Annotated in this window: 26 protein-coding genes and 2 tRNA genes; 14 read left to right on the top strand and 14 right to left on the bottom strand. The window is 44.6% G+C overall.

Features of this window, described 5'->3' with window-relative positions:
- Positions 1-22: 22 nt before the first annotated feature.
- From ACYX4M_RS05050 to ACYX4M_RS05035, 4 genes are all read right to left on the bottom strand, one after another.
- Positions 23-934: an ornithine carbamoyltransferase gene (locus tag ACYX4M_RS05050; RefSeq protein ID WP_476082142.1), complete on the bottom strand. Its 912-nt coding sequence runs from the start codon at positions 932-934 to the stop codon at positions 23-25.
- Positions 931-1,776, bottom strand: a complete 846-nt coding sequence (gene argB / locus ACYX4M_RS05045) for an acetylglutamate kinase (protein WP_476082141.1) — start codon at positions 1,774-1,776, stop codon at positions 931-933. Before argB ends, ACYX4M_RS05050 begins: the two co-directional genes overlap by 4 nt.
- On the bottom strand, positions 1,773-2,786 hold the full coding sequence (gene argC / locus ACYX4M_RS05040) for an N-acetyl-gamma-glutamyl-phosphate reductase (RefSeq protein ID WP_476082140.1): 1,014 nt from the start codon (positions 2,784-2,786) through the stop codon (positions 1,773-1,775). The genes argB and argC overlap by 4 nt, the downstream gene beginning before the upstream one ends.
- Positions 2,787-2,894: 108 nt before the next feature.
- Positions 2,895-3,020 carry a hypothetical protein gene (locus ACYX4M_RS05035; RefSeq protein WP_259462663.1) on the bottom strand — a complete coding sequence of 42 codons (126 nt, stop codon included), beginning with the start codon at positions 3,018-3,020 and terminating at the stop codon, positions 2,895-2,897.
- A gap of 420 nt (positions 3,021-3,440) precedes the next feature.
- On the opposite strand from ACYX4M_RS05035, the gene ACYX4M_RS05030 reads away from it, so the two are divergent.
- Positions 3,441-3,851, top strand: a complete 411-nt coding sequence (locus ACYX4M_RS05030) for a methylglyoxal synthase (protein ID WP_461853264.1) — start codon at positions 3,441-3,443, stop codon at positions 3,849-3,851.
- A gap of 86 nt (positions 3,852-3,937) precedes the next feature.
- Here ACYX4M_RS05030 and ACYX4M_RS05025 read toward each other — a convergent pair whose 3' ends face one another.
- Positions 3,938-4,768, bottom strand: coding sequence for a Spy/CpxP family protein refolding chaperone (locus ACYX4M_RS05025; RefSeq protein WP_476082139.1), 831 nt, complete (start codon positions 4,766-4,768; stop codon positions 3,938-3,940).
- Positions 4,769-4,980: 212 nt separating this feature from the next.
- Between ACYX4M_RS05025 and ACYX4M_RS05020 the strand changes: the two genes are divergently transcribed.
- From ACYX4M_RS05020 to ACYX4M_RS05000, 5 genes are all read left to right on the top strand, one after another.
- Positions 4,981-5,724: a response regulator gene (locus ACYX4M_RS05020; protein ID WP_476082138.1), complete on the top strand. Its 744-nt coding sequence runs from the start codon at positions 4,981-4,983 to the stop codon at positions 5,722-5,724.
- A complete protein-coding gene (locus ACYX4M_RS05015) occupies positions 5,724-7,082 on the top strand; it encodes an ATP-binding protein (RefSeq protein WP_476082137.1) in 1,359 nt (452 codons plus the stop codon). The genes ACYX4M_RS05020 and ACYX4M_RS05015 overlap by 1 nt, the downstream gene beginning before the upstream one ends.
- A 66-nt stretch (positions 7,083-7,148) precedes the next feature.
- Entirely contained in the window at positions 7,149-8,117 is a 969-nt protein-coding gene (locus ACYX4M_RS05010) for an alpha/beta fold hydrolase (protein ID WP_476082136.1), read from the top strand.
- Positions 8,118-8,183: 66 nt separating this feature from the next.
- Complete coding sequence (gene trmL, locus ACYX4M_RS05005) at positions 8,184-8,648, top strand: tRNA (uridine(34)/cytosine(34)/5-carboxymethylaminomethyluridine(34)-2'-O)-methyltransferase TrmL (protein ID WP_039219267.1); 465 nt, start codon at positions 8,184-8,186, stop codon at positions 8,646-8,648.
- Positions 8,649-8,816: 168 nt separating this feature from the next.
- Complete coding sequence (locus tag ACYX4M_RS05000; RefSeq protein WP_014948066.1) at positions 8,817-9,209, top strand: hypothetical protein; 393 nt, start codon at positions 8,817-8,819, stop codon at positions 9,207-9,209.
- Between the two features lie 90 nt (positions 9,210-9,299).
- Here ACYX4M_RS05000 and gpsA read toward each other — a convergent pair whose 3' ends face one another.
- The 4 genes from gpsA to ACYX4M_RS04980 all read right to left on the bottom strand — a co-directional run bounded on the left by gpsA (position 9,300) and on the right by ACYX4M_RS04980 (position 11,612).
- Complete coding sequence (gene gpsA / locus ACYX4M_RS04995) at positions 9,300-10,331, bottom strand: NAD(P)H-dependent glycerol-3-phosphate dehydrogenase (protein WP_476082135.1); 1,032 nt, start codon at positions 10,329-10,331, stop codon at positions 9,300-9,302.
- Between the two features lie 10 nt (positions 10,332-10,341).
- Positions 10,342-10,851, bottom strand: a complete 510-nt coding sequence (secB, locus tag ACYX4M_RS04990; RefSeq protein ID WP_014948068.1) for a protein-export chaperone SecB — start codon at positions 10,849-10,851, stop codon at positions 10,342-10,344.
- A 62-nt stretch (positions 10,852-10,913) separates the two neighbouring features.
- Positions 10,914-11,174, bottom strand: coding sequence for a glutaredoxin 3 (grxC, locus tag ACYX4M_RS04985; RefSeq protein ID WP_014948069.1), 261 nt, complete (start codon positions 11,172-11,174; stop codon positions 10,914-10,916).
- A 12-nt stretch (positions 11,175-11,186) separates the two neighbouring features.
- Positions 11,187-11,612 (bottom strand): rhodanese-like domain-containing protein, encoded by a 426-nt coding sequence (locus tag ACYX4M_RS04980; protein WP_474828164.1) that lies wholly within the window; start codon positions 11,610-11,612, stop codon positions 11,187-11,189.
- A 265-nt stretch (positions 11,613-11,877) separates the two neighbouring features.
- On the opposite strand from ACYX4M_RS04980, the gene ACYX4M_RS04975 reads away from it, so the two are divergent.
- Positions 11,878-13,041, top strand: a complete 1,164-nt coding sequence (locus tag ACYX4M_RS04975) for a murein hydrolase activator EnvC family protein (protein WP_476082134.1) — start codon at positions 11,878-11,880, stop codon at positions 13,039-13,041.
- A gap of 22 nt (positions 13,042-13,063) precedes the next feature.
- Here the strand turns inward: ACYX4M_RS04975 and ACYX4M_RS04970 are convergent, their stop codons facing one another.
- Positions 13,064-13,399, bottom strand: a complete 336-nt coding sequence (locus ACYX4M_RS04970) for a hypothetical protein (RefSeq protein ID WP_476082133.1) — start codon at positions 13,397-13,399, stop codon at positions 13,064-13,066.
- A 243-nt stretch (positions 13,400-13,642) separates the two neighbouring features.
- Here ACYX4M_RS04970 and ACYX4M_RS04965 point away from each other — a divergent pair, with 243 nt between their 5' ends.
- Together ACYX4M_RS04965 and ACYX4M_RS04960 are read left to right on the top strand one after the other, a co-directional pair.
- On the top strand, positions 13,643-14,551 hold the full coding sequence (locus ACYX4M_RS04965; protein ID WP_476082132.1) for a divergent polysaccharide deacetylase family protein: 909 nt from the start codon (positions 13,643-13,645) through the stop codon (positions 14,549-14,551).
- Positions 14,552-14,709: 158 nt separating this feature from the next.
- Positions 14,710-15,138 carry a MerC domain-containing protein gene (locus ACYX4M_RS04960; RefSeq protein ID WP_476082131.1) on the top strand — a complete coding sequence of 143 codons (429 nt, stop codon included), beginning with the start codon at positions 14,710-14,712 and terminating at the stop codon, positions 15,136-15,138.
- A gap of 120 nt (positions 15,139-15,258) precedes the next feature.
- Here ACYX4M_RS04960 and ACYX4M_RS04955 read toward each other — a convergent pair whose 3' ends face one another.
- The 4 genes from ACYX4M_RS04955 to rsgA form a co-directional block, all read right to left on the bottom strand.
- Positions 15,259-15,951, bottom strand: a complete 693-nt coding sequence (locus ACYX4M_RS04955) for a glycerophosphodiester phosphodiesterase (protein ID WP_476082130.1) — start codon at positions 15,949-15,951, stop codon at positions 15,259-15,261.
- A gap of 32 nt (positions 15,952-15,983) precedes the next feature.
- Complete coding sequence (locus tag ACYX4M_RS04950; protein ID WP_476082129.1) at positions 15,984-16,859, bottom strand: DMT family transporter; 876 nt, start codon at positions 16,857-16,859, stop codon at positions 15,984-15,986.
- A 3-nt stretch (positions 16,860-16,862) separates the two neighbouring features.
- The gene (asd, locus tag ACYX4M_RS04945) at positions 16,863-17,840 is read right to left on the bottom strand and encodes an archaetidylserine decarboxylase (RefSeq protein WP_476082128.1); all 978 of its coding nucleotides are present in this window, start codon (positions 17,838-17,840) and stop codon (positions 16,863-16,865) included.
- Between the two features lie 264 nt (positions 17,841-18,104).
- On the bottom strand, positions 18,105-19,148 hold the full coding sequence (gene rsgA, locus ACYX4M_RS04940; RefSeq protein ID WP_476082127.1) for a small ribosomal subunit biogenesis GTPase RsgA: 1,044 nt from the start codon (positions 19,146-19,148) through the stop codon (positions 18,105-18,107).
- Positions 19,149-19,234: 86 nt separating this feature from the next.
- Between rsgA and orn the strand changes: the two genes are divergently transcribed.
- The 5 genes from orn (at position 19,235) to ACYX4M_RS04915 (ending at position 24,926) form a co-directional block, all read left to right on the top strand.
- A complete protein-coding gene (orn, locus tag ACYX4M_RS04935; RefSeq protein WP_476082126.1) occupies positions 19,235-19,780 on the top strand; it encodes an oligoribonuclease in 546 nt (181 codons plus the stop codon).
- A 101-nt stretch (positions 19,781-19,881) separates the two neighbouring features.
- Positions 19,882-19,957: transfer RNA gene (locus tag ACYX4M_RS04930), tRNA-Gly, on the top strand.
- Positions 19,958-20,008: 51 nt separating this feature from the next.
- Positions 20,009-20,084, top strand: a tRNA-Gly gene (locus ACYX4M_RS04925).
- 225 nt (positions 20,085-20,309) lie between these two features.
- Positions 20,310-21,104, top strand: coding sequence for a hypothetical protein (locus ACYX4M_RS04920; protein WP_476082125.1), 795 nt, complete (start codon positions 20,310-20,312; stop codon positions 21,102-21,104).
- Positions 21,105-21,557: 453 nt separating this feature from the next.
- A complete protein-coding gene (locus ACYX4M_RS04915; protein ID WP_476082124.1) occupies positions 21,558-24,926 on the top strand; it encodes a TonB-dependent receptor domain-containing protein in 3,369 nt (1,122 codons plus the stop codon).
- The last annotated feature ends 77 nt before the right edge of the window (positions 24,927-25,003 follow it).

The raw sequence follows: 25,003 nt of genomic DNA, 5'->3' as shown, positions 1-25,003 counted from the left end.
AAGCGTCTTTTTAGGCGCCTGCTTAGGCGTTAAGTAATTGAGTAAGAATGGCGTTTTGGCCATGCATTCTATTTTCGGCTTGCTGCATTAATAGCGACTTATCGCTATCAATTAACGAGCCTGTAATTTCTAAGTCGCGATGGGCAGGCTGGCAGTGCATTACGTAGCTAGCCCCCGTTGCTTCCATCAGCGCTTCATTTACCTGATAAGGCATGAACTTCTCTTTGATCACCTCAAGCGGCGTATCGTCACCCATCGAAAGCCATGTATCTGCATAGATAACGTCTGCGCCGTTAGCGGCACTAAGGTCGGTGCTTTCAACAATCGATACGCCCGTTTTCTCGGCAATTGCTTTGGCCTGCGCCACTATCTCAGGAGCCGCTTCGTGACCTTCTGGTGTTACTACCACTTGGTTGCAACCTAAAAGCGCACCTACAATTAATAGTGAATGGGTCACATTATTGCCATCGCCTACGTATGCCATGGTAAGACCTTCGGTCTTGCCAAAGCGTTCAAACATAGTGAGGTAATCGGCAAGGCCCTGACATGGGTGGTATTTATCGCACAATGCGTTAACTACTGGCACTTTTGCTGCCTTAGCAAAGGTCTCTAGGGTTTCGTGAGAAAACACGCGAGCGACAATCGCGTCAGCCCAGCAGGCTAGGTTAGCTGCGGTATCTACAGCATCTTCTCGACCTGCTAATTTGCCCGACTGTGCATCTAAGTACACCATATGACCGCCAAGCTTATTAATTCCAATATCAAAGCTTACGCGGGTTCGCAAAGACGGTTTTTCAAACAGGGCAACGATTGATTTTCCCGCTAGCACATTGCTGTAACTTGCCGGTGCTTGTTTAATTTCTACAGCCAATTGCAGCAAGTTTTTCATTGCTTCGGGTGTCCAGTCTGCAAAAGTAAGTAGGTCCTGTTTCATTGTACTTCTCCGGCATTGCCTTTTGTTACGTCGGTGTGGTGTAAATCAGCGTTTGTCGACTCTGAGTTTGCCAGCGCTGCGGGCAGAATTTGTGTGCCCGTTTTCTTATTTAAAATATCGTTGATATCAGCTGCCCAGCTTGCGATGTAAACCGCGCGGTCTAGGCTTTCTGCAGACGCAAGTGCCGCATCTACTTTTACTTTCATTCCGTCTGTGATCACGCCTTCATCTGCGTACTTTGAAATACTTGCAGCGTTAAGTTCGCTAATTAGCGCTTTGTCGCCGTCTAGTACACCTTCAACATTAGAAAGTAATAAAAGTTCCGCGTTAAGAAGTTCAGCAATAACCGTGGCTGCTTGATCAGCATTTACATTCAGTAATCTACCTTGTGGGCTTGAACCAATAGAGCTAATTACGGGAAGTGTAGACTGTGCTAGTACGCTTTTTAGGAAAGAAGCATCAGCTGTTGAAGGTACACCTACCGCACCATATTGATCAGCTAGTGGTTCGCATACCACCATATTTCCATCGAGCAGAGATAAACCAACTGGCGTAATACCCGTGGCAAGTGCCGCTGCACAAAGCTGTTTGTTCGCAGAGCCTGCAAGTGCGCCACAGATATAAGGCATGTGCTCATCGGGCGTAACGCGAAGGCCATCAATTTTCGTACTTTGAAGACCTAGGCTTGCCATTAGGGTCTCAACCAACGGGCCGCCACCGTGCACGACTACTACGGGGCGTATGGCTTGAACGTCTTTTACGCTTAGAAATAAGCGAGTCATTGCCGCCGCATCATCAAGCAATGCACCACCAACTTTAATTACGATAGGTGAAACACTCATAGTACTAACCCTGTTTCTACTGGTTGTTTCGTCATTATATTAAGGCACTGAATAGCCTGAGAGGCTGCGCCTTTCATTACGTTGTCAATTGCAGCGGTTACCACTGCATACCCAGATGCTTCATCTAGCTTCCAGTGAAGATCAACAAAAGGGGTATGAGCAACGTCGTCAATTTTTGGGAAACTGGTACGCAAACGCACAATAGGTTTATCAGCATAGGCGTCAGTGTACGCTTGTTCAAGCTGCTCGCTGGTGGTACCAGCTTTAACCTTCACGGTGACCGTTGCCAAGATACCTCTTTTAAAGTTTCCAAGGTGCGGCGTGAAGATAACAGGCGTGCCTAAATACGCTTCAATTTCAGGCGTATGGCGATGACCTAACACGCCGTATGCCTGAAGGCTGACCTCAAAAAAGCTGGTGGTTAAACTGGCTTTTCTACCTGCACCCGATACGCCGGAAACGGCATTAATTACAGGGCGTACATTTGCATCAAGCAAGTTATTTTCAGCAAGTGGTTTAAGTGCACTAAGACTCGCAGTGGGGTAGCAACCCGGAACAGCAACTACATCTGCGCTGGCAATCTGTGCTTCGTGCCACTCGGCAAGACCGTAAACGGCTTGAGCTAGGCTTTGCTTTTGCGTATGAGGGAAGCCATAAAACTGTTCGAAAACTTGGGTGTCTTTCAACCTAAAAGCGCCTGATAAATCAAGTACCTTTGCTTTACCTGAAGATAGAACAGGCATCCAGTCGTGGCTTGCTTCATGAGGCGTTGCTAGAAAAATAAAATCAACATCGTTAGCCATCTCTGTTAGGGCTGCATCTGAGATAGGCGTGAGCGTAGCGTTGACATGGGCCAAGTTGCCGTGAAGCTGTGCGATATTTTTATCCGCATCGCTACTTTTCTCAGATACATAAGTACCCGCTAACTCAAGTTTTGGATGTTGAATAACCAACTGAACAAGTTGTGCACCTGTGTAACCACTGGCACCAATAATTGAAACGCTATACATAATTTAAAAATTCAATAAAAGGAGAAAAAAATCACTTTTTACCTTTGTAAACTGGTTGGGCGAATATCCTTGCCTAACCGCGACCACATTACAAAGGTAAAAAGTGTGCTACTGAATAAGCATAGATGTGCACACGCATCGTCGTGCGCTATGCATGGTGTAGCCAGCCAGGGGAGAGATAAACTCTTTATCGTTGCTAGTGGTTGAACCAACAACGCGAGTTGGTTGTGTCATCATCAATTCCTATAAAGTTACAACCCGAATTTACGGGTTGGATGCTTTAACCGTGGACTAGTGTATCTAATCTGAATGTTTATGCAATAAAAATGTATAAATATTTTATCTTATATTTATGCTGTTTCGTCTGTAAAAAGATACTTAATAATATATTTATAGTTATGACAGTAAGTTGACAACAAGCCCAATAGAACTGAATATTTATATTTGGCACTTAATAAGTAGCAGTGGTACTTATTTATGGCAGCATTGCTGCTTAATAAGCTATGAGTGTAGTCTGTTTTTGCAAAGGAAAACGGGCCCAAATTGTAAAGCGCAAATAGCGCATGAAATCAGACAGTGATAAGTGATAGGTTGCTATAGGCCTAAGCAGAAGACTGTGAAAATAGGTTATTGGGATTGAACTCGGAAAATAAAATGAGCAAACTTACTTTAGCGCTGGTTGCGCACGATCATAAGAAGCCCGAATTGCTAGCATGGGTTAAACAGCATATAGACGTGCTTAAGCAGTGTAATTTGGTAGGGACAGGAACTACGGGCGGCTTAATTGCCAGCGAAACAGGATTAGACGTCACACGCTATAAAAGTGGCCCGCTTGGTGGAGACCAGCAAATAGGCGCGTTGATCGCAGAAAACAAGCTAGACGCACTATTCTTCTTTTGGGACCCATTGAATCCAGCGCCCCACGACCCCGATGTAAAAGCGCTATTGCGGTTGTGTTCAGTATGGAATGTGCCAGTAGCCTGCACACCGGCTACAGCAGATTTAGTGATCACATCACCGCTATTCCTATCTCCCGAATACAAGCCAGTTAAACCCAACTTCTAAAGAAAAGTCTCTCATTTAGCCATTAAAAAGGCCGGCCAAAGCCAGCACACTTTACGGTGGATAAGAAGGGTGAGAAGCGCTACGCATTAAGGCTTAAATAACTCGTGTAGCTTACGTTCTTCTTTACGCAGTGCCTCTAATTGCGCTTGCTGCTCAGATGTTAGTACTTGAAACATGGCCTGATGCTGTCTAGCTTTTTCCACGCCGGCATTAACAAGGCTATCTTTGTATTGAGCGATAAGCGCGTCCCAAGCGTCTTCAGAGAAAGACTGGCTTCGAATTAAATCTCGCTGGGCGTCTTTAAAATTGCGTAGCGTCTCTCTATTTGTTTTCGATGTCTCTTTGAACGACTCGCGAAGCTCAGCAAGGCTTGCTATTTGTGCGTCGGTTAATTTAATGCCTTCGAACAAAAACTCCCTAGGCTTGGGTTTAGGACCTTGACCCTCACCATCCATTTGTTTGGCAAAGCGTGCTTCTTGTTTTCCGAAAACATCATGATGTTTCTGCCTATCTAGTTCTCTTTTAGCGTCTCGAGCTAACAGAATTGCTTGCTGTTCTTCATTCAGCACCTTGTAGATGTTATGGCGCAGTTGAGCTAAAGCAAAATGCTTTGCTTCGCGTTCTTCAATCTGGGTTTGGATAAAAGCGCTGATCTGGGCATCAGTGGCGGTAGCAAAATCTAAGTTAGGTTTTTGAATATCACCAAATTCAGGTCGAGGGTTAGCGTTTTTAAATGCGCTTACGAGTGTTTTTATCTCTTCGCGCTGAATGTCACTTAAGCTGATGCCTCGAAGATGTTTAACAATTTCTTTTACCGGTTCGTGGTGACGCATTCCAGACCCGGCAGGCTGCGCCAATGCGAGGCCACCTAAGCCAATTGCTGCTACTGTTACACTAACAATTAATAACTTTTTCATTGTCGTCTCCTTTTGTTCGGACAGGCTAATCGTAACGTGCGCGTCTAAAAAAGCAGTCAACGCAGTGTAAAGCTTATGTAAAGGTAATGCCGATTTGTGATTGTATAGGTCTGAAAAGATATAGTACGCGTTTTGTCAGTGTTGTTTGTCAGCTTGAGGCGAGTCGCACGCGAAAGCGTAGATTGAGTTTTATCCAATTTACAGGCATTTTCATGAATCTAGCAGTTAAAGAGTTTAATACCATGAGTTCAGATTTTCACTTGCAGTCTATCCTTGTTATTGATGATGACCTAGAGCTTACAGAAATGCTTTCCACGTACTTATCGGGTATGGGTTATCAGGTGCAAGTGCGCAACGATGGCGAAGAAGGATTATCAGAAGCGATCTCCGGGCGTCATTACGACCTGATACTGCTTGATGTGATGATGCCTAAAATGGATGGCTTCGATGTATTAAAGAAACTAAGAGCAAGTCACAGTACGCCAGTGCTTATGCTTACAGCAAGAGGCGATGACTATGACCGCATTTTAGGCCTCGAGATGGGGGCCGATGATTACCTACCTAAGCCCTTTAATCATAGAGAGCTCGTAGCGCGCATCAAAGCGATAGTTCGGCGTCATAATTTGTCATCCACGGGCGGCGCTGTTGAACAGGACTTATTCGTCAACGGTATTTTTTTAAGCCCCAGCAGTCAGCTGGCGAAAGTGGATGATGTTGAGTTAACACTTACGACAACGGAATTTTTAATTCTGCGCCTGTTAATGCTCAATGCCGCTCAACGCGTTACTAAAGAAGAGATAAGCTTAAAAATACTGGGTAAACCACTTCAAGCCTTTGATAGAAGTATTGATATGCACGTAAGTAATTTACGCAAAAAAATTGGTGCAGTGGCCAGAGATGAAAAAATTAAGACCATTCGAGGTATAGGGTACATGTTAATTGTTGGAAGTCATTGATGGTAAAACTGTTACGCAGTATTAGCCCAACGCGGGCCATCATGGGCCGCTTGTTCCTTTGGTTTTGGGCTACATTTATAGTCACCGCCTTATTGGCTATATGGGGCAGCCGCCTTTTCTTTGAAGATCTTGAAATTGTGCCCATACAGCCACGTGAAGTTGCTGCTCTTAATCAAGTGGTGGAGCGCATACAAGAGGAGCGTTTCCATGATGCGCCACTGCACGGAGCGCTTGATCGCCATTCCAGAGCTGGGAGGGGGCGAATGGTGGCTGTCGATATTAGTGATAATCGTGTTATTTCAGGTGGAGGGCCTCCGCTTCGTAACGAAGACAGAGAGGATTTACTTAGATTAGTAACACAAACGTCACCCATAGCTGTGAAGCGTGGAGCATTCAAAATATTGGGTCCGGTTTTCTTTGAGCGCAACGGCACCCGATTTGCGCTTTTTACGGTTAGACTGGAAATGCCTGAAAAGCAAACGCCACCGGTTTTACTGTTTCTTTGTATCGCGTTGATCACCACCATATTATTGAGCTGGTTGTTTGCGAAATCACTGACTAACCCTATACTGCGTATTCAAAGCTCAGCGAAACGTATAGCAAATGGCGACTGGCAGGCGCGGGTAGTGCGAGCGGCTAAACGTCATGACGAGCTAGGGCAACTTTCGCGCGACTTTAATAAAATGGCTGAGCAGTTAGAGTCTATGTGGAGGGCGCAAAAGCGCTTATTAGCCGATGTATCACACGAACTTCGCTCACCGCTTGCACGGTTGCAAATGGCGCTTGGTCTTGCCCATCAACAAAATGTAGACCCAGAGACGTTAGCGCGGGTAGAGCGAGAAGCTGACCGTATGGAAGCGCTGGTAAGTCAGTTGCTAACATTAAGTCGTGCCGAGGCTGGCCAAGCTACGATGGAAAAACAGATGCTATCGTTAGTCCTCAACGATGTTTTTACCGATGCGAATTTTGAAGCAGCAAATAAAAACAAACAGTTAAAAATTGATGATATACCTAAAAAAAACGTTGTCATCGACAGTATGATGCTCTGTCGCGCTGTAGAAAATGTTCTGCGTAACGCCATTCGTCACAGCAGCTTTTTAACGCATATTTCGTTTAGTGAAGACGATGAGCAGTGGAGCATTCATATCACCGATGACGGAGATGGACTGACAGTAGAAGAATGCGAGCGTATATTTTCACCCTTTTACCGAGCTACACTCGCTAGAGAGCGAGAATCAGGAGGTGTCGGACTAGGTTTATCCATTGCAAAAGCGGCGGTTGAGTTGCATCATGGGCGCATTATCGCTGAACCTGTTGAGCGCGGTGGGCTGCGAGTCACTCTGTCATTCCCGAAGTAGTAACCTATACTTTGACAGTAGTATGTAGTTTCACAACGAGCGCAAATTGACCGTTATAGGGTATTTATGAACTGGACGTTCACGTCGGAAGATAATTTAGCCAGCACCTTTGCCACACACATCAATCCGTTTTGGCAGAAGAGTGTTACTGAAAGCCACTTCACCGGCAAAGATGATATAAAGGTGCGCTACGCTTACTGTATTCCTGAAACGCCACGAGCAACCATTGTTATTTGTTCAGGGCGTATAGAGTCTTACTTAAAATACAAAGAATTTATTTACGACCTTTATCAAAATGGCTTTGCCGTTTTTATTCTTGATCACCGAGGGCAAGGTCTTTCAGACAGAATGACACGAGACCCTCAACACGGTTACGTTGCGCACTTCGATGACTATGTTGACGATTTCGTTGCCTTCGTGGAGTCTATCGTAAGGCCCATGCAACAAGGCCCTTTGCAGTTAGTCTGCCATTCAATGGGCGGAGCTATTGGTGCGCTGACGCTATTGCGTTTGCCTAAATTGTTTTCTAAAGCCGTGTTGGCTTCCCCCATGTTCGGTATTAAACCGTCTTTGCCCAATTGGTTGGCAAACGGTTTAATTCGCACTGGCCTTGCCGTTAATAGAATAAAAAAGGCTGACGCAGGCTACTTTTTTGGGCAAACCCCGTACATTGCCTTCCCATTTTCACTGAATAAGCTTACTCACAGTAAATCCCGTTATGCGCTGTTTCGCGAGCTTTATGACGAAGAGCAGGATATTCGGCTTGGTGGCGTGACCACTGAGTGGTTGGCTGCAGCCCATCAGGCCATGAATAGAATTGAAACTAGTGCGGGGGCAATCACTACCCGGTCGCTGGTTTTAAGCGCAGACGATGACGCCATAATAGATAATAAACGCCAACGGCGGGTAGCACACCTAATGCCAAACGCGGAGCTTGAAATTATACCAAGGGCTTATCATGAATTATTCACTGAGTCAGACGACATTCGCGAGCGCTCTCTTTCGGCAATTCTCGACTTCTTGACCGCAGAGTAGGTGATGAATTGCTGTGTTTCGTTATAGAATAAATCGTTTACTAACAGTGAAGGTAGTTCGAAAAACATGCTTGATGTCGTACTTTATCAGCCAGAGATCCCGCCAAATACGGGAAATATTATCCGCCTATGCGCTAACAGTGGGTTCACACTACATCTAATCGAGCCCTTGGGTTTTGAGTGGGACGACAAGCGAGTACGACGTGCAGGTTTAGATTATCATGAATTTGCCCACGTTAAGCGCCATGCAAACTTAGAAGCTTACCTAGAAGATGCGAAGCCGAACCGAGTATTCGCTTGCACAACAAAAGGCAAAGCGTTTCACAGCGATGTATCGTATCAAAAAGGCGATGCACTTATATTTGGCCCTGAAACACGCGGTTTACCGGACGATTATATTCAGTCGTTACCTCCAGAGCAGCGCGTCCGCATTCCTATGTTGCCAGACAGTCGTAGCATGAACCTATCCAATGCCGTATCTGTCTTTGTGTATGAAAGCTGGCGTCAATTTGGCTACGAAGGAGCGAGATAGCAAAAGGTGGCATCAGCAGCCCGAAGACATTCATTTTTACGAAGCCCCGTTGTGGGCTTTTTTGCGCCTAGTGTAAAGACACTGTAAAGCCTGCCTGAGTCAGTTTTCGTTCAGCTTCACTCATTAATATAGCCTTTGAACATGCACGACTGAGTTAGGAGAAGCATTATGAAACGTATCACACTGAGTATTATCACCGGCGTTTGCTTAATGATTGCGGGGCAAGCAAGCGCCCATTCAGGTCATCATTCTCACTCGAATAGAGGGGCGAATGAAAGGGTCACTATTATTACGCAACCTGCTCGTCCGATTATTGACGTAGCCATAAGCGTTCCTGAAATTGGCCTGTACGTTAACGTCTTGCCAGGTGCGCATAGGGTAGAGGTTATCGACAATCATCGTTATTACGTTGCTAATAATCATTACTATCGCAAGCATGGGAATCGCTATGTGGTTGTCGATTCACCCTACAAAAAGGTGAAAAAAGTGAAACACCACAAGCGCAGTCACGCTAGATATCACGACAACGCAAAAGTGATCGTGGTAAGAGAAGGCCGCTAAGTTCAGGTTGATAAGCTGGAAAAGATAGAAATAGTGGAGCGTTAAGAGGCTGATGGTTTTTGCTGCTAAGCAAAAACCATCAAGTATTCACTAGGCTTCTTTTTTGAGGTCTCGACCAAGCAGAGCTAAGGCCGCCTCTTTAGGAGATTTTCCGTGATAAAGCACAGCATAAATTTGTTCACAAATAGGCATTTCTACGCCTACTTTCTTAGATAAAATGTGCACTTCTTCAGTGTTGCGATATCCCTCAACCACTTGTCCGATTTCGTCAATAGCAACATCGACACTCTTGCCTTGACCCAACGCCAGCCCAAAGCGACGATTGCGCGATTGATTGTCGGTGCAAGTCAAAACTAAATCGCCAAGACCCGCCATACCCATAAAGGTTTCTGGATTTGCACCCAGCTTCACGCCCAAACGGGTAAGCTCTGCTAAACCTCGGGTGATCAGCGCCGTTCGCGCGTTTGCACCAAAGCCAAGGCCATCGGCTAAGCCCGCGCCTATAGCGATAACGTTTTTAACCGCACCACCAAGCTGAACGCCAGTAAAGTCTGAGTTTTTGTATACTCTGAACGACTTTGCGCAATGGAGCTTTGCTGCAAATTCGTCACTCAGCGTATCGTCAGTGGAAGACAGCGAAATTGCAGTAGGTAAGCCTGCTACCATTTCTTTAGCAAAAGTAGGGCCTGATAACACGGCTAGGGGATAGTCGGTACCCAGTATTTCCTCTGCCACATCGCGAAGCAAACGGCCAGTTTTTGGCTCAAGGCCTTTGGTCGCCCAAATAAGGCGTTGATGCGGTTTAAGCAATGGCTTTAAGCTTTGAAGCATGGTCGCAAATGCATGGCTAGGTACAACCACTAAAATATCTTGGCTGGCAGCTACCACTTCTTCTAAGTTGGCATTTACCACCAGGGCATCTGGAAATGTTGCGCCTGGAAGGTAACGAGCATTCTCTCGGTTCGCTTCCATTTCGGCAATGTGCTTTTCATCACGGCCCCAAAGCAGTGTTGGGTTGCCATTTCTGGCAAGACAAAAAGCAAGGGCGGTGCCGTACGACCCCGCCCCTAATACTGAAACAGACTCTGAAACCGAATGCGACTTCATGTCCACGCCTTTCATGTTCACCTAATTAGGCGTCCATTTTTGGCGCTTCGCCCTGCGCTTGCTGTGCACGTTTTTGCACGTAAGCTGCAAAGATAGCGTCGAAGTTTACAGGCGCTAGGTTAAGTGGAGGGAATGTTCCACGGTTAACCAAGTTAGAAATGGTTTCACGCGCATATGGGAAAAGCATGTTCGGGCAGAACGAGCCCAGCGTGTGCGCTTTGTTTTGGTCTGGCATTTCGCCAATAGCGAAGATACCTGCTTGTTGCACTTCACAAAGGAATGCGGTTTCTTCACCAAGCGTTGCCGTAACGGTAACTGAAAGTACAACTTCAAATACATTTTCTTCTAGCTTGTTAGTGCTAGTGTCGATGTCTAGTTTAATTTCAGGCTTCCACTCTTTAGTGAAAATAGCTGGCGCGTTTGGAGACTCAAAAGAGATATCTTTTGTGTAGATACGCTGAATATTGAACTGAGCACTCTGTTGCGCTTGTGCGCCCGCTGCTTCGCCGTTATTTGTCTGATTTTCGTCAGCCATGGTATTTCCTATTTAATTGTCGTTTTAATTTAATGTAGTGCGTTGCTGTATGCGCTGACGCTTTACGCCAAACCCAACATTGGATTTAGTTTGCTTTGTGCTTCCAAAGCCATCATATCGTCACAGCCACCAACGTGCTGATCGTCAATGAAAATTTGCGGAACAGTCCAGCCGCCGTTTGCGCGTTCAATCATCTCGTCGCGCAGTTCAGGCTTAACATCTATTGGGTATTCAATAAATTCTACACCTTTTTGCGTTAGCAATGCTTTTGCACGGTGGCAGTAAGGGCAGTGGCCCTTGGTGTAAAGTTCTACTTTGCTCATAAAGGTTACCTGTTATTTAGAAACGGGAAGGCTGGCACTTTGCCACGCGTTCATTCCGCCTTTTAATACACTCACATTCGCGAAACCATCTTTAAGCATCGCATTTGCTGTACCACGAGCCTGATTACCCATAGCGCATACTACGATAATGGGTTTGTCTTTACTGTTTTCAAGTTTCTTGAAGTTTTTCTCACGCAACTCTTCAGGTTTAATTTGTCTGGCACCCAAAATATGGCCAGCTTTAAACTCTTTCGCAGGGCGTGTATCTAGCACTATCGCATCGTCTTTATTCATCAAAACCGTTGCTTCGTGCGTGCTTAATTCTTTTACTGAAGATGTCCATGCACTGATATAGCTAAATATCAACATGGCAATCAGCGCAACCCAAATACCAGCAAGAATAATATTGTTGCTAGCAAATTCTATTAGTTGATCCATTACCTCTAACCCTGTCTACAGACCATGAAAAGAGTGCAAAGTATATAGAAAAATGGGCGAGAAACCAGCTTACCTTTCAGTTAGCTAAGAGACTTTCACCATGCTTTGATCATAAATACTTTAGATGATTGATATTACGAATAAATTGCACTGGGCATATGGGAAGCCGTCAGATACACTGGATGTCGGTATTAATAGTAGTGGTGAAAAGCAGCGGTTGAGCAGTAAGGCACCATTGCAACAGAAGAGGTTTTAAGCGCACGTTATGTCTGCACGTTCATTTCTTTCAGTTATCGGATGCATAGTCGCTCTGGCTGTTATGCCAATTGGAAGCAATGTGCTAGCGCAAGACGGCGACGCTAATGCGCAAAAAGAAAAGTTAGCTAAACTGCAGGTTGAGTTACGCGCACGACAGCAAGTACTTGAAAACAGCAAAGCCAGCGCAGAAGAGCTAAAAGCCGTACTGAAGACCTCAGAGCTAGAAATAGCAAAAGTAGCAACAGCGTTATCGACGACCGAACAAGCGCTAAAAAGCGTTAAGCAAGAAGAGACCAAGCTCGAAGAAGAGCAAGATGCATTAAAAGTCGCTATTCGCAAACAGCAATCTCTATTGTCTAGTCAGCTCAAAAGTGCGTTTATGGCGGGTCATTATGATTACGCTAAAATGCTTTTTTATCAAGATGATGCACGTACTTTTGAACGTGTTATTACTTATTATCAATACGTGGCAAAAGCACGTCAAAAAGAAATCGAAAGCTTTAGAAAGAATGTTGCAAGGCTTGAAGAGGTAACTGCTGAGCTTAGTGAAAAAGCATTGTCGCTAGCAGCGCTCAAAGACGACCAAGAAAGCCAGCGGGCCGTCCTTATTACTCGTCAAGCGGACCGTAAAACAACGCTAAAGAAAATAAATAAAACCATTGCTTCAGAAAGTCAGCGCATTGCATCATTACGAGCCGATGAGAAAGCGCTCAGAGGTGCTATTGAAGCAGCCCGTATAGCAGCTGAACGCGCTGCGCGTGCGGCTGAGTTCAGCATGAATGGACTTGCCAAAAGAAAAGGGAAACTTCCCGCCCCCGTGAAAGGCAGAATACGTCATTTATTTGGTAGTCGCCGTCAAGGGCAGGTATCTTGGAAAGGTATTGTGATAGATGGGGCAGAGGGCGACCCCGTTAATACCATCGCGCCAGGGCGAGTGTTGTACGCTGATTGGCTGCGAGGATTTGGTTTAGTTGCTATTGTCGATCATGGCGAGGGCTACATGAGTGTTTATGGCCACAATCAAGCGCTCCTTAAACAAGCAGGCGATGACGTAAGCCAAGGGGAGCGCATTGCACTTGTTGGTCGAAGCGGTGGTCAGGAATACCCTAATCTTTACTTTGAAATTCGTCACAAAGGCAAGGCGCTAAATCCGAAAGCTTGGTTAGATTAAATCGTTAACGCCACAGCAATGTTTAAGCAGTGACTTCAAATGTCGCTGTATCTGGTAACGGACGTTGAGGTTTGCCTTCACCTAAGCCAGCCAGTTCACCAATTTGCTTTGCGTCAAAGCCTGCATTGCTAAGTGCACTCTCTAATGCCTTACCTGGCTCAATGCCTTCACTTTTCAATTGCTCAACAATAGACGTTGCGTTGTCACTTGTTAGTGAATCAGCGTCGTATTGCTCTAAAATCGATTGCAAAGCCTGTGTTTGTTCGTCAGTAAGTGATACTTGCTGACCCTTTGGTGGTGGAGGAGTGTTTGGTCTTAGTTGTTGTGCTGCTGAAGAATCATTAATCCCTGAAATCATAGTGAAACCTTAAAATACTGTGTGGTCGTTAACTATAAAGTATCGACCTCTCACTGATTTTTTTAGTGCGTAGCACTAGATTTACGCAACATTTACCTCCCTTTACAAAGGCTGTTCATGATTCACCTGTAATAAAAAACTAGTTTTGTTGAAAGTACGCTTGTTATTGGTATGCTTAACGTTAAAGTGAAGATATTCACACAGTGCGCTTAATAATAATGATGAAAAACGGATGTGACTTAGATGCTTTTGCGTCTGCTGATGCCTTGTATAATCTTTGTTTTATGCGGGCTAATTAGCCTTCGAGTAAACGCAAAGTCAGACATAATAATAATATTAGACGACCTGGGATACAGGCCGTCAGATGTCGCTGCTTTTTCTCTCCCCAAAGAAATCACGTTCTCCATACTTCCGCAAACGCCACTGGCTTCTGAAATTGCGCACCGTGCTGAGCAAGAAGGTAGGGCGGTTATGCTCCATATGCCTATGCAAGCTCAAAATGGTAAAAACATGGGACCGCTTGGGCTAACCACGGATATGTTTGCCGGGGCTATTACCTACAATTTGCGCAAAGCGATGAAAAGTGTGCCGAACGCTGTAGGTGTAAACAACCACATGGGCAGTGCATTTACCGGTCAGCAAGAGGGAATGGAAGCGCTGTTAAAAGAGGTGAAACGCCAAGGCCTGTTCTTTGTGGATAGCAGAACTACTGTGCTAACTAAAGGTGAAGAAATTGCGCAACGTTTGGGTGTGCCTAGCGCAAGCAGGCAGGTATTTCTAGACCATAAATTAGAGCCAGCGTTCTTACTGAAGCAGTTTAACCAAATGAAACGTATCGCTAAAAAGAATGGCCATGTTGTGGTGATTGGTCACCCTCACCCTGAAACAGTCAATTTTTTAAATACACACTTACCCTCTCTTGAAAAAGAAGGTTTTAACCTTACTTCCGTAGCTGACTATTTTTCACACGCACCTAAAGTGGCTAAACAATTTGGTAAAGAAAGGAACCAGACTGCTCAGCTCATTCGTGTAGACGTAAACAAAATACGGTCTGAAGTAAGTGAAGAGGATACTTTTGATAGTAGTGGCTTTGTGCAAAGTACCTCACCAAAGAAGGTTGCCGAAGGCTTGACTACAGCACCTAACGAGTAACATCTTCGCCTTTTTTCTTACTTAATTAGTCTATTTTCATCTCGATAAGATCAAAATTTAATGTGGGAACGTTTCTCATTTTCGTGAGTCTGTTATAATATAACGTCTCTGGTGAATAATTCGCGTATACATTTTCAAGCACGGTGGTAATTAGAGTAATGACTCCAATTGACGAGAATCCAACAAAACTAGACAAACTTGGCATCTGGGTGTCGAGCTTGTGTGCGCTGCACTGCCTTGCGCTGCCTGTTTTGGTGCCTCTTTTACCGCTTATCGGATCCAGCTTTTTTGCGCAAGTGTGGTTTGAAAGAACTATTCTGACGTTCTCACTGATCGTTGGGGCGGTTGCCTTAATTAGTGGTGCAGTGCGCTACCACGGCAAATATTACCCGCTGGCACTGCTGTTCACTGGTGGTGCAATTTATTGGCATAAAGACATATTCGGACATCACTACGAGCCATTTACTATTGCGGTAGGGGCAGGATTAATTGTAGCGGGTCACTGGGTCAATATGCGCCTGTGTCGACAGTGTAAGTGCTGCAAAAACACAGTGTTTTCAGACCATTTATCTACTGAGCTTAAGTAGTCAGAAAGCTGTATTTCAAGAAAAGTATTATAAAAAAACGAGCCAATGGCTCGTTTTTTTATAATCTGAGCATGTATCAGATACGCATTCTACAGACTTCTCGCATTGGAAAAGTACGGTTTAATACGACAACACATTAAGCGCTACATCAGGCACGTTAGTGAATATGCCCGTCACTCCCCACTCCTTAAGCATAAGCATATCTCTAGGTTCGTCGACCGTATAAACGAATACATCAAAGCCTTCGTGCAGCGCTGTTTGTACGAACTGCTTATCAACCGCGTCTAGCGCAATATTTATCGAGTAAGCGTTGAGCGCCCTAGCACTTGCCGTACAATCTAGTTCATAGCTAGCGGTTAAAGCGCCAATCTTTATCTCGGGCCACATTAATGCAATCGACTTAAGCCAGTGATGATTAAATGAAGAGATAAGTAGCTTGCTAGTGCTTATGCCGCTTTGCTTTATTGCCTTCTTTACGTCTTTTACCCAGCTAGTTACATCGTGCAGGTGCTTAATTTCAATATTGCACCACTTATCACTTGGAACGCATTGAAGGGTTTCTGAAAGAGAGGGTATGTGCTCTCCATCGCCAATGTCCATTTGTTTGAGGGATTGCCAAGGCGTATCTAACAAATAACCTGTCTCGCGGGCTCTACGTGTAAGGGTTCTATCGTGGAAAACAATAATGCCGCTTTCGTGTTGATAAGTATCAAACTCAATGCCGTCGGCATCTTGCTCGAAAGCCAGCTTAAACGCTTTTAGCGTATTTTCCGGGGCGGCTTTACTAGCGCCACGGTGGGCAAAAATTAGCATCTACATTCCCTTCTCAAGTCTCAGAGCGAACGTTACTTATCGTTCGCGCTGTGTAACTTATGCGTGTTAAGCGTTTCATAGACTGACGCCGACGTTATAAGAATGCCGCCTAGCAATGCGCTTAAGCCGGGCTTTTCATTGAGTAAAATTATGGCAAGAAAAACGCCGTAAAGTGGCTGCATGCAGGCGATGAGTGAAAATGTCTTTGCCCGCAAGTGGCGCAGACTTGCCGCGATTAGAGCATGGGGAAGGGCGGTAAATACCGTGCCTAACAATAGCAGCATTAGCCAAGAGCTCATTGACGCTGAGGCTATTTCAGCACTACCTATTGGCAGCATTAATACACTGATAACCAAGGTTTGCCACGCCATAGCTTGCGCCCCGCTGTAGTGCTTAAAATGCTTACGGTGAATCAGGTTTCTAAATGAATACAAGATGGCAGAAGCAATACCAATGAGCACTCCAAGAGTAACGTCATTTTCCAATGACGTTTCAGGTACAATTAAATAAACACCAACGACTACTGTTAACGTAGATACAATGTCCTGCCACACTAACCTAACTCTTTCAAAGAAAGGCTCAATGAGCACTGTAATGACAGGAAAGGTAAATAGCGCAATCATGCCCACAGATACGCCAGCATATTGCATTGCGGCAAAGTAGGTAACCCAATGTAGCGCCATCAAAAGCCCTAGACCAAGAGCGATGCCGTAATCTTTTCTTGAGTTTAGCTTTATTTTATTTCCGGCCAGTTTCAAAAATGCCAGCAGGGCGATGCAAGCAAATACTGAACGTACCAGCGTAATGTCACTGGCACTAAGTGGTACAAGCTTAGAGAAAAGGGCTGTACCACCTAATAAAATGACCGTGAGGTGAAGCGAAATTAGGCTTTTTTTAACAGCATCCATAAATTAGCTGTCAGCGCCCTCAGATGGTGTTTCTTTTTTTGTCTCACCTGCATCGTCATCGAACTCATCGCTATTTTGCTCAGGCTCAGTCGAAGCAAGGTCTTGGGAAACTATCTCTTGTGAAGATAGTTTTGAAGCCATAGGCTCACCCAGACGAGTAACCATACCCGGGGCAATATCTTCAAAGTTGATCATGTCTTTTTCGAAACATACCACAATGGTAGATCCGAGCTTAAAGCGGCCAAGCTCGGCACCTTTTTCTAGGAAAACAGAAGCTTCTGTGTCTTTTTCATATGACCAATGCTGAACATTTTTGCCCGCAGGTGGCGTAACAGTGCCAGCCCAAACGGTTTCGATACTAGCCACAATCGTTGCGCCAACAAGAACCATTGCCATTCGGCCCACAGGAGTATCAAACAGTGCCACAACGCGTTCGTTACGTGCAAATAGCCCTGGTATATTTTGTGCGGTAAGCGGGTTTACTGAAAATAGTTCGCCTGGCACATAAAGCATGTCAGTAAGGGTGCCCTCAACTGGCATATGAATTCTGTGATAATCGCGAGGGGCAAGGTAAATGGTTGCAAATTTACCATTTTTAAATGGTGCTGCTACTTCAGGTTTTCCGCCTAACAACGTAGTTAAGCTAAAGTTATGGCCTTTCGCTTGGAAGATACTGTCGCTGTGAATATCGCCAAACTGACTTACCGTACCGTCAACGGCGTGGATCAGTACGTCCTCGTTTTCGTCAATGGTGCGCGCTTCAGGTTTAAGCGGGCGGGTGAAGAACTTATTAAAGCTTCTATAATGCACTGGTTCCTCATGCAGCGCTTCTGACATATCAACGTTGTATTGCTTAATAAACGCCTTGATGAAAAATGTCGTAACACTACCCATTTCTGCTTCTGCAAGTTTGCCTACAAGGCGTGAAAGCAGGTGCTTGGGTGTAACGTATTGTAAATTAACTTTAAGCCAATCTAACACAAAATATCTCCGTTTCTTTTATGCAAGCAATAACGCATTGCATAGATAGCGTTATTGTATAGTAAGTCGTGGTAGTAAGAGTAACTTTAGGGTTATGAGTGCTTACACAAAAGCATAAGCCAATGGTTCACACTGCAACGTTTTCTTTACCGGTTTAGCCCCGCTATTCAATGTCAGTAACTCAACGTCAGTAATTAGTGAAGTGCTTTCCGGGCGCTTCTGTGGGCTCGGCATTTCAACAACTCCAAAACCCTAGGGCAGTTGCTATGCCCCAGGTGGCTGACTATGGCTAGGACGCTGCTCTTCCATAGTCGTCAAAATTCTATGGTAGCTATCGAAGCGTTCAGCGCTAATTTTTCCTTCTTCTACAGCTTCTCTTAATAAGCAGCCGGGGTCATTTAAGTGCTTGCAGTCTCTGAATTTGCAGCCGCCCAAATAATCTCTGAACTCAATAAAACCCCATGTAATTCGCTCGGTAAGAATATGCCACAGGCCAAATTCACGTACCCCTGGAGAATCAATTAAATCACCCCCAGCCGGTAAATGAAGCAGTTTAGCCGCGGTAGTTGTGTGCTGACCTAACCCTGAGTTATCTGAAATGTCTCCAGTTAACTCATCCGCGTCTGGCAAAACTTGATTAATAAGGCTTGATTTACCAACGCCCGACTGCCCTACGAAAACGCTGATATTATCGTTAAGGTATTCGTTAAGTGTGTCGATTCCCTCGCCAGTTTTGCAGCTAGTGAACAGTACTTCGTAGCCCAGTTTTTCGTAGGTTTTGAGCTGTTCTGTGACATTTTCACGCTCTTCATCGCTTAGCAACTCAACTTTGTTGAGCACAATAAGTGGCGTGATACCGATATCTTCACACGCAACGAGATAGCGGTCGATTATGTTCAATGAAAGGGTTGGTAAAATAGCGCTCACTACAATGATACGGTCAATATTCGCGGCGATGGGCTTAATACCGTCATAATAATCAGGGCGGGTAAGAACAGAATGCCTGTCTTTTACTATTTCAATAACGCCTCTTACACCTGACTCGGCGTCATCTCCTTTACTGAAAAACACTTTGTCTCCGCATACCACAGAGTCAACGGTACGGCGAATATGGCAGCGGGAAACCTCGCCATTGGCATCTTCAACGTCGGCGTGTTTTCCAAAGCGGCCAATCACAGTACCGCTTTCTAACGTGCTTTCATCAAGGTTCGCTGCGCCCTTTGACGCGTGCTTTTCACGCAAGCGCTTGCTTCTGTTTGCTGCAACTTGTCGTTTCTGTCGTTGTGTAAGTTTTGGTTTTTTCGCCACGATTCTTTTCTAGTTTCACGTATACTATGTCAATAATACCGTTTGTAGGGCATGGTTGCCATGTCTGTAGCGCAAAGAGGAAAGTAATGAGTAAACACGACAGTAACCTTGTCTGGATAGACATGGAAATGACAGGATTAGATCCTGAAACCTGTGTAGTAATGGAAATTGCCACCATAGTCACCGATGCACAGCTCAATATTTTGGCTGAAGGTCCTGTGATTGCGGTACATCAAAGTGATGAAGTGTTAGACAGCATGGACGAGTGGTGTACACGTGTCCACGGTGAGAGCGGATTAACTGCACGTTGCCGAGAAAGTAAGATAAGTGTAGGAGAGGCCGCTTCACAGACTATTGCCTTTTTGGAGCAGTGGGTAGATGCAGGTAAATCACCATTGTGTGGAAACACCATTGGGCAGGATAGACGCTTTATGGTGAAGTACATGCCTGAACTTGAAGCTTACTTCCACTATAGAAATATTGATGTAAGTACAATAAAAGAGCTAACGCGCCGCTGGAAGCCCGAAATTTTAGACGGTTTCGAAAAGAAAGGCGTACACTTAGCACTGGATGATATTCGCGAGTCTATTGAAGAAATGCGCTATTATCGAGAGAAAGTGTTTACGATTTAAGCATTCGAACATCGAGGTGCAAAAAAAGTAGAATTAAAGGTTGCGTTACCCCAAAATTTTTGTAAAATGCGCACCACTTCAAACGAAGTACCTCTTTTGTTGCGGGAATAGCTCAGTTGGTAGAGCACGACCTTGCCAAGGTCGGGGTCGCGAGTTCGAATCTCGTTTCCCGCTCCAAATTAACTTGCCATAGGTAAGTATCTATAAGATGCACAGCATCGACTCTATGCGGGAATAGCTCAGTTGGTAGAGCACGACCTTGCCAAGGTCGGGGTCGCGAGTTCGAATCTCGTTTCCCGCTCCAAATTTTCAGACACCTCAAAAAACTAAAACTTATCTAGTTTTTAAGTGCGACCCCTTGATGGGCCCGCGACCGAGTGTCGGCCATTGCTTCACAACGAGAACAAATCTGTTTCCCGCTCCAAATTTTTTCTTCAGTATTCATGCCTTATAATCGCAGTTGCTTTGTAAGCGAAAGCTATCTGAACTTTCTGATTTGTTAGTGCTCAACTACTAGGTGCTTTTATGGATGGATGCATTAATGGTAGAAGAGGGGATTAATAGATATGAGCTTGAGAGGAACTGTTTTGCTCAAATAAGCCTGCCAAGCGCTTCTGATCTTCGTGCACTTTTACTTTCACTTGGTATCAATGGGAGTTTGTTACTCGCGCTGGCATTCACCACAGAAAACGAGTCTGTAAGTCAGCAAGACCTCCCACCCGTATTGCTAAAAGCAGTATTAGTAATGCCAACGACTGCCCCTCAAAAGAACGAAATTGATCCAAAACCAGAGCATGAGAAAGGTAGCGACCTAGAACATAGCGCTGCCATTGAAAAAACGAAAAAGGGTGAGAAAGTCTCGAGCGCTAGCAAAGTGGTTGGCAAATCTAAAGAGCCACAGAAACTTTTGATAAAAGAACTTTCACCACAATTTAAAGCAAGAAAAGAAGAAACCAAGCTTAAAATTCGGGATGCCACACAATATTATTTTAATCGTTTGAACGCACAACGATTGCATGACACCGCTAAACAATCGCATTCAAACAAAACCCATTCGAATGTGGAAAGAAACCCTAAGCTCTCTAACTCCTTCAATACTGAAAACGAAGATTTTCTAAAAAGCATTGAAATAGTCGTTGATTGCAGTTCAATAAAAGGGAAGTTATTTAGTACCCTCAGTAAAAATAAGGGGGTTACTCTTAACGACCGTGACTTCCCCACGCTAGCGGGTGACGCAACTAAATCAGTTCAGGGTACTGTGAAGTGTCGAGACCACAGTAGTTTTCAAACGCACATTGATAAGTATTTGAACCAGCTACAATAGCGTTTTTTTAAAATTATACGAAAGTATAAGTATTGCTTTATATTGTTCTCCAGTACCTATTCTACCTGCGTTTACGCACTACAATGAATCCTTATTCATTAGCCCTTGCACCCTATTGGTGCGCAACCGCCTTGATTTCAATCCAATTCTCGATAAATCTAAGTTTTGTTAGGCTTTTTGCACAAATAATGTGCATTTGGAAGTGCTTTGATAAGTCTGTTTGAATATTAAATAGATTTTAGTGGGTAAATATGCATAATGCGCCGTTTTTTAGCGGTAGATTCGCTAATTAGTCGCCTTTTGATAGGCACATAGTTTGCACAAAATAGATCGTAAAAAAGATTAAGTACAACGCATTTCTTAAACATATAAAAAATAACCATCGCTTTTAGACTCCTCAACAAGCGCCAGAAAGAGCGTACTGGAACAAAAAGTATATTTGGAGAAACACACATGGCTTTTGATTCATCAAAGCAAAACAAGCTTACTGTACTCGCATGTGCAGTGGCATCTGCACTAGCATTAAGTGCAACTGCGGTTCAGGCTCAGGAAGACGCCGCTGTTGATGAAAAGGATGTTGAAAAAGTAGTTGTTACGGGCTCGCGTATAGCACGGGACCCTAACCTAGCATCACCTTCACCTGTTCAGGCAATTTCAGAAGAAGATATTCAGCTGTCGGGTGAGTTTTCTGTTACTGATGTCATTAATGACATTCCGGCATTGTTCTCGTCGACAACAGCGGAAAGCTCTATCGACTCAGCGTTTGCTGACGGTGCGAATATTCTTAACCTGCGTGGTTTAGGTTCAAATCGTACTCTGACGTTAGTTAATGGTCGTCGCCACGTGGGCGGTGTTGCAGGTTCTGCAGCAGTTGATGTGGGCTCAATTCCAGTAAAACTTATTAAATCGGTAGAAGTGCTTACAGGTGGAGCATCTGCGGTTTACGGTGCCGATGCGGTAACGGGTGTAGTTAACTTTATTTTGCAAGATGACTATGAAGGCTTTGAATTTGACGTAAATACGGGTATCTCGTCTGAAGGTGATGGTGAGCAAATTAGTATGTCTGCGTTGTATGGTGAAAACTTTGACAATGACAGAGGTAATTTTGCAATAAACATCGAGTATCAAAACGATGAGGGTGTGCGAGTAAGTGAAAGAGACAATGGGTTAATCATTGGCTCAGCGCGTGATTGGACTAACCCCGCTTTGCGATTCCAACAAGGCGATATTGGTGCAAGTACACCAAATTTGGCACAGTACTATAATTACGACAATACAGGTTTGTTCAATTTCGGTTTAAGCATTCCATCTCAGGATGCCTTTATTCAAAATTACGTAGATACTTTTGGTACGCAACCTAATTTAACAGCTGAAGAACAAGCGCTTTTTAACCGCGCGGCCACAGCAAACCCTCGAGCTGTTCTTCCTTACCGCACTTTCCCGTTCACTTCAGGCTATGGTTATATCATACCTGGTAACCCTTATACGTTTGAAGGGTTCGATCCTGCGACCAATATCGATCTTGATGGTAACGGAACGCCAGATTGTCTTGATTCGTTCTCTGGATACAACAGCTCGTTTGGCGCCGCATCATTTGGTGCACTAGGCGGTTGTTGGAACGTGTTGGAAGATGGCTCTTACAGACCTATTCAAGATGGTTTGGTATCAGGTAACTTTGAGGGCTTCGGTGGTGATTCTTACAACACCATTCAGCAGCAACGTGGCTATCTGATTACGCCAAACGACAAAATTGCGATAAACCTGTTAGGCCACTACGATCTCACTGACACAAGTACAGTGTTTGGTGAGTTTAAGTACGTCGTTCAAACAACAGAAAATGAAAGTCAGCCTTCTTCATACTGGGATCTATTGTTTGGTGCAGCAGATAACCCTTATCTTCCTTCTTTCATTCAGCCTTTAGCGAGTGAAATTGGTGGCGTTGCCATTACTGCTGATCCTATCGGAATTGGCCAAGGTAAAATTGAGAACGAGCGTAGAACACTACGCGGTGTTATCGGTCTAGAAGGTTTCTTAGAAAACGACTGGCAATATACACTTGCGCTAAATTACGGAAGATTCGAGTTTGAGCAAGAAGGTACTGAAAACATTGTTGTGGTAGACCGCTTTTTCTCTGCTATCGACGCCGTTACAGACCCATCTTCAGGCGAGGCTACTTGCCGTGTGAACTTGGATGCTGATACCCCTCAGGTTACAACAGCGTTCAACATTCCAGTATATGACCCGGGCTATTTCTCCTTTACACCAGGTGACGGTAGCTGCGTTCCTTTAAATATTTGGGCGGGTGCAGAAGGTATTTCTCAAGAAGCAGTTGATTGGGTAACGCAAGACAGTCGCTCACAAACCACCATTGAACAGTTTGTCGTTAGTGGTTCACTTTCTGGTGATTCTTCTGATTATTTTGAACTTCCGTACGGTCCAGTATATTTCGCACTTGGTGGGGAATATAGAAAAGAAAAATCAGAAGCGACCTTTGATAATTGGCAACTAGGAATTATTCCTGAAGGTTCCCAATATCAAGCAGGAACTTTGATATCTGAGTACTCATCTAACAATTCATTGGTATTCCAGCCGTCGATTAAAACGGCGAATGAAACGGGCGACTTCGACGTAAGTGAAGTATTCGTTGAAGTATCAATCCCATTAATTGAAGGCGAGATGTTGGCCGAAGAACTTACGTTAGATTTGGCTGCCCGCTACTCTGATTACTCTACAATTGGAGATACAACAACCTGGCGTGCAAACTTAATGTATGCGCCTTACGAAGATCTCATGATCCGCTTGTCACAGTCTCAAGCTGTTCGTGCACCTAACATTACAGAGCTTTTTGGTCCTGAAGTAGGTACTACATTCCGCCCTACTGATCCGTGTAATGCCAGCGTGATTGCAGGTATCCGCGGTAATGACCCTGCAGCGGCAGACCAAATACAAGCTAACTGTGTGGCAGACTTCCAGTCAATTGGTTATAACCCGTTTAACGAAGCTGGCGAATATGTTTACACCGATCCACTTTCAGCTGCATTCCCTGGCGTCACAGGCGGTAACCCAGAACTACAGGAAGAAACAGCCGATACGACAACGGTGGGCTTCGTATATCAAGCAAGCTGGTTAGAGGGCTTGTCACTAACGGCTGACTACTGGAGCATTGAAATAGAGTCTGCGATCAGCTCTGTAAGTTCTGACGACATCGTAAATGGATGTTACATTGGTGAAACCTTGAACGAGAATTTCTGTTCTCTGTTTACCCGTAATACCGATGAAAACTCACCGCAGTTTGCAGGTCTAAACTTCTTGCGTTCTACCGATGTTAACTTTGCTCGCCTAGAAACGTCGGGTGTTGATTTCAGTCTTGGTTATGATTTCGAAATTGATGATCATACGTTCCTAACAAAACTATCTGGTACTAAGGTCAATGAGATTGACCAATTTACTAACCCTAATGATCTAAGCGAAGTTAACCCAGAACTTGGTGAAGTAAATCGCCCTGAATGGGCAGGCAACTTTACCGTGACTTGGAAATGGCAAGATCTGCAAATCGGTTGGCAAACTCAGTACATGGATGAGCAGTTAGTCGCATTCGTAGAAATTGAAGAATACGAGCGTGGTGATTACGACGATTCTGTCGTAATGGATGAATTTTTCCAGCACGATATTAACTTCTCATATGTATTGACTGACACAGTTAAAATGTACGGTGGTATTAAGAACATTACCAACGAAGAACCTTTCTTAACGAACTTTGCTTATCCGGCAAGTGCCCGTGGAAGGTTTTACTTCGTAGGGTTTGACATGCAGCTTAACTAAGCGCTGAACAGCATAATAAAAGCAGCTCAATCGGGCTGCTTTTTTGTTTTTGAAATAAACCTTGTTGCAACCTTTAA

The organism is Alteromonas sp. ABV4_150 (assembly GCF_056311745.1).
Note: the sequence above shows the minus strand (reverse complement) of the source record. Positions and strands in the feature narration are given on the sequence as shown.

Bases quoted from the DNA above. Each gene is read 5' to 3' on its own strand.
- ACYX4M_RS05050 (WP_476082142.1), bottom strand. From the start codon at position 934: ATGAAACAGGACCTACTTACTTTTGCAGACTGGACACCCGAAGCAATG.
- argB (WP_476082141.1), bottom strand. From the start codon at position 1,776: ATGAGTGTTTCACCTATCGTAATTAAAGTTGGTGGTGCATTGCTTGAT.
- argC (WP_476082140.1), bottom strand. From the start codon at position 2,786: ATGTATAGCGTTTCAATTATTGGTGCCAGTGGTTACACAGGTGCACAA.
- ACYX4M_RS05035 (WP_259462663.1), bottom strand. From the start codon at position 3,020: ATGACACAACCAACTCGCGTTGTTGGTTCAACCACTAGCAACGATAAA.
- ACYX4M_RS05030 (WP_461853264.1), top strand. From the start codon at position 3,441: ATGAGCAAACTTACTTTAGCGCTGGTTGCGCACGATCATAAGAAGCCC.
- ACYX4M_RS05025 (WP_476082139.1), bottom strand. From the start codon at position 4,768: ATGAAAAAGTTATTAATTGTTAGTGTAACAGTAGCAGCAATTGGCTTA.
- ACYX4M_RS05020 (WP_476082138.1), top strand. From the start codon at position 4,981: ATGAATCTAGCAGTTAAAGAGTTTAATACCATGAGTTCAGATTTTCAC.
- ACYX4M_RS05015 (WP_476082137.1), top strand. From the start codon at position 5,724: ATGGTAAAACTGTTACGCAGTATTAGCCCAACGCGGGCCATCATGGGC.
- ACYX4M_RS05010 (WP_476082136.1), top strand. From the start codon at position 7,149: ATGAACTGGACGTTCACGTCGGAAGATAATTTAGCCAGCACCTTTGCC.
- trmL (WP_039219267.1), top strand. From the start codon at position 8,184: ATGCTTGATGTCGTACTTTATCAGCCAGAGATCCCGCCAAATACGGGA.
- ACYX4M_RS05000 (WP_014948066.1), top strand. From the start codon at position 8,817: ATGAAACGTATCACACTGAGTATTATCACCGGCGTTTGCTTAATGATT.
- gpsA (WP_476082135.1), bottom strand. From the start codon at position 10,331: ATGAAAGGCGTGGACATGAAGTCGCATTCGGTTTCAGAGTCTGTTTCA.
- secB (WP_014948068.1), bottom strand. From the start codon at position 10,851: ATGGCTGACGAAAATCAGACAAATAACGGCGAAGCAGCGGGCGCACAA.
- grxC (WP_014948069.1), bottom strand. From the start codon at position 11,174: ATGAGCAAAGTAGAACTTTACACCAAGGGCCACTGCCCTTACTGCCAC.
- ACYX4M_RS04980 (WP_474828164.1), bottom strand. From the start codon at position 11,612: ATGGATCAACTAATAGAATTTGCTAGCAACAATATTATTCTTGCTGGT.
- ACYX4M_RS04975 (WP_476082134.1), top strand. From the start codon at position 11,878: ATGTCTGCACGTTCATTTCTTTCAGTTATCGGATGCATAGTCGCTCTG.
- ACYX4M_RS04970 (WP_476082133.1), bottom strand. From the start codon at position 13,399: ATGATTTCAGGGATTAATGATTCTTCAGCAGCACAACAACTAAGACCA.
- ACYX4M_RS04965 (WP_476082132.1), top strand. From the start codon at position 13,643: ATGCTTTTGCGTCTGCTGATGCCTTGTATAATCTTTGTTTTATGCGGG.
- ACYX4M_RS04960 (WP_476082131.1), top strand. From the start codon at position 14,710: ATGACTCCAATTGACGAGAATCCAACAAAACTAGACAAACTTGGCATC.
- ACYX4M_RS04955 (WP_476082130.1), bottom strand. From the start codon at position 15,951: ATGCTAATTTTTGCCCACCGTGGCGCTAGTAAAGCCGCCCCGGAAAAT.
- ACYX4M_RS04950 (WP_476082129.1), bottom strand. From the start codon at position 16,859: ATGGATGCTGTTAAAAAAAGCCTAATTTCGCTTCACCTCACGGTCATT.
- orn (WP_476082126.1), top strand. From the start codon at position 19,235: ATGAGTAAACACGACAGTAACCTTGTCTGGATAGACATGGAAATGACA.
- ACYX4M_RS04920 (WP_476082125.1), top strand. From the start codon at position 20,310: ATGGATGCATTAATGGTAGAAGAGGGGATTAATAGATATGAGCTTGAG.
- ACYX4M_RS04915 (WP_476082124.1), top strand. From the start codon at position 21,558: ATGGCTTTTGATTCATCAAAGCAAAACAAGCTTACTGTACTCGCATGT.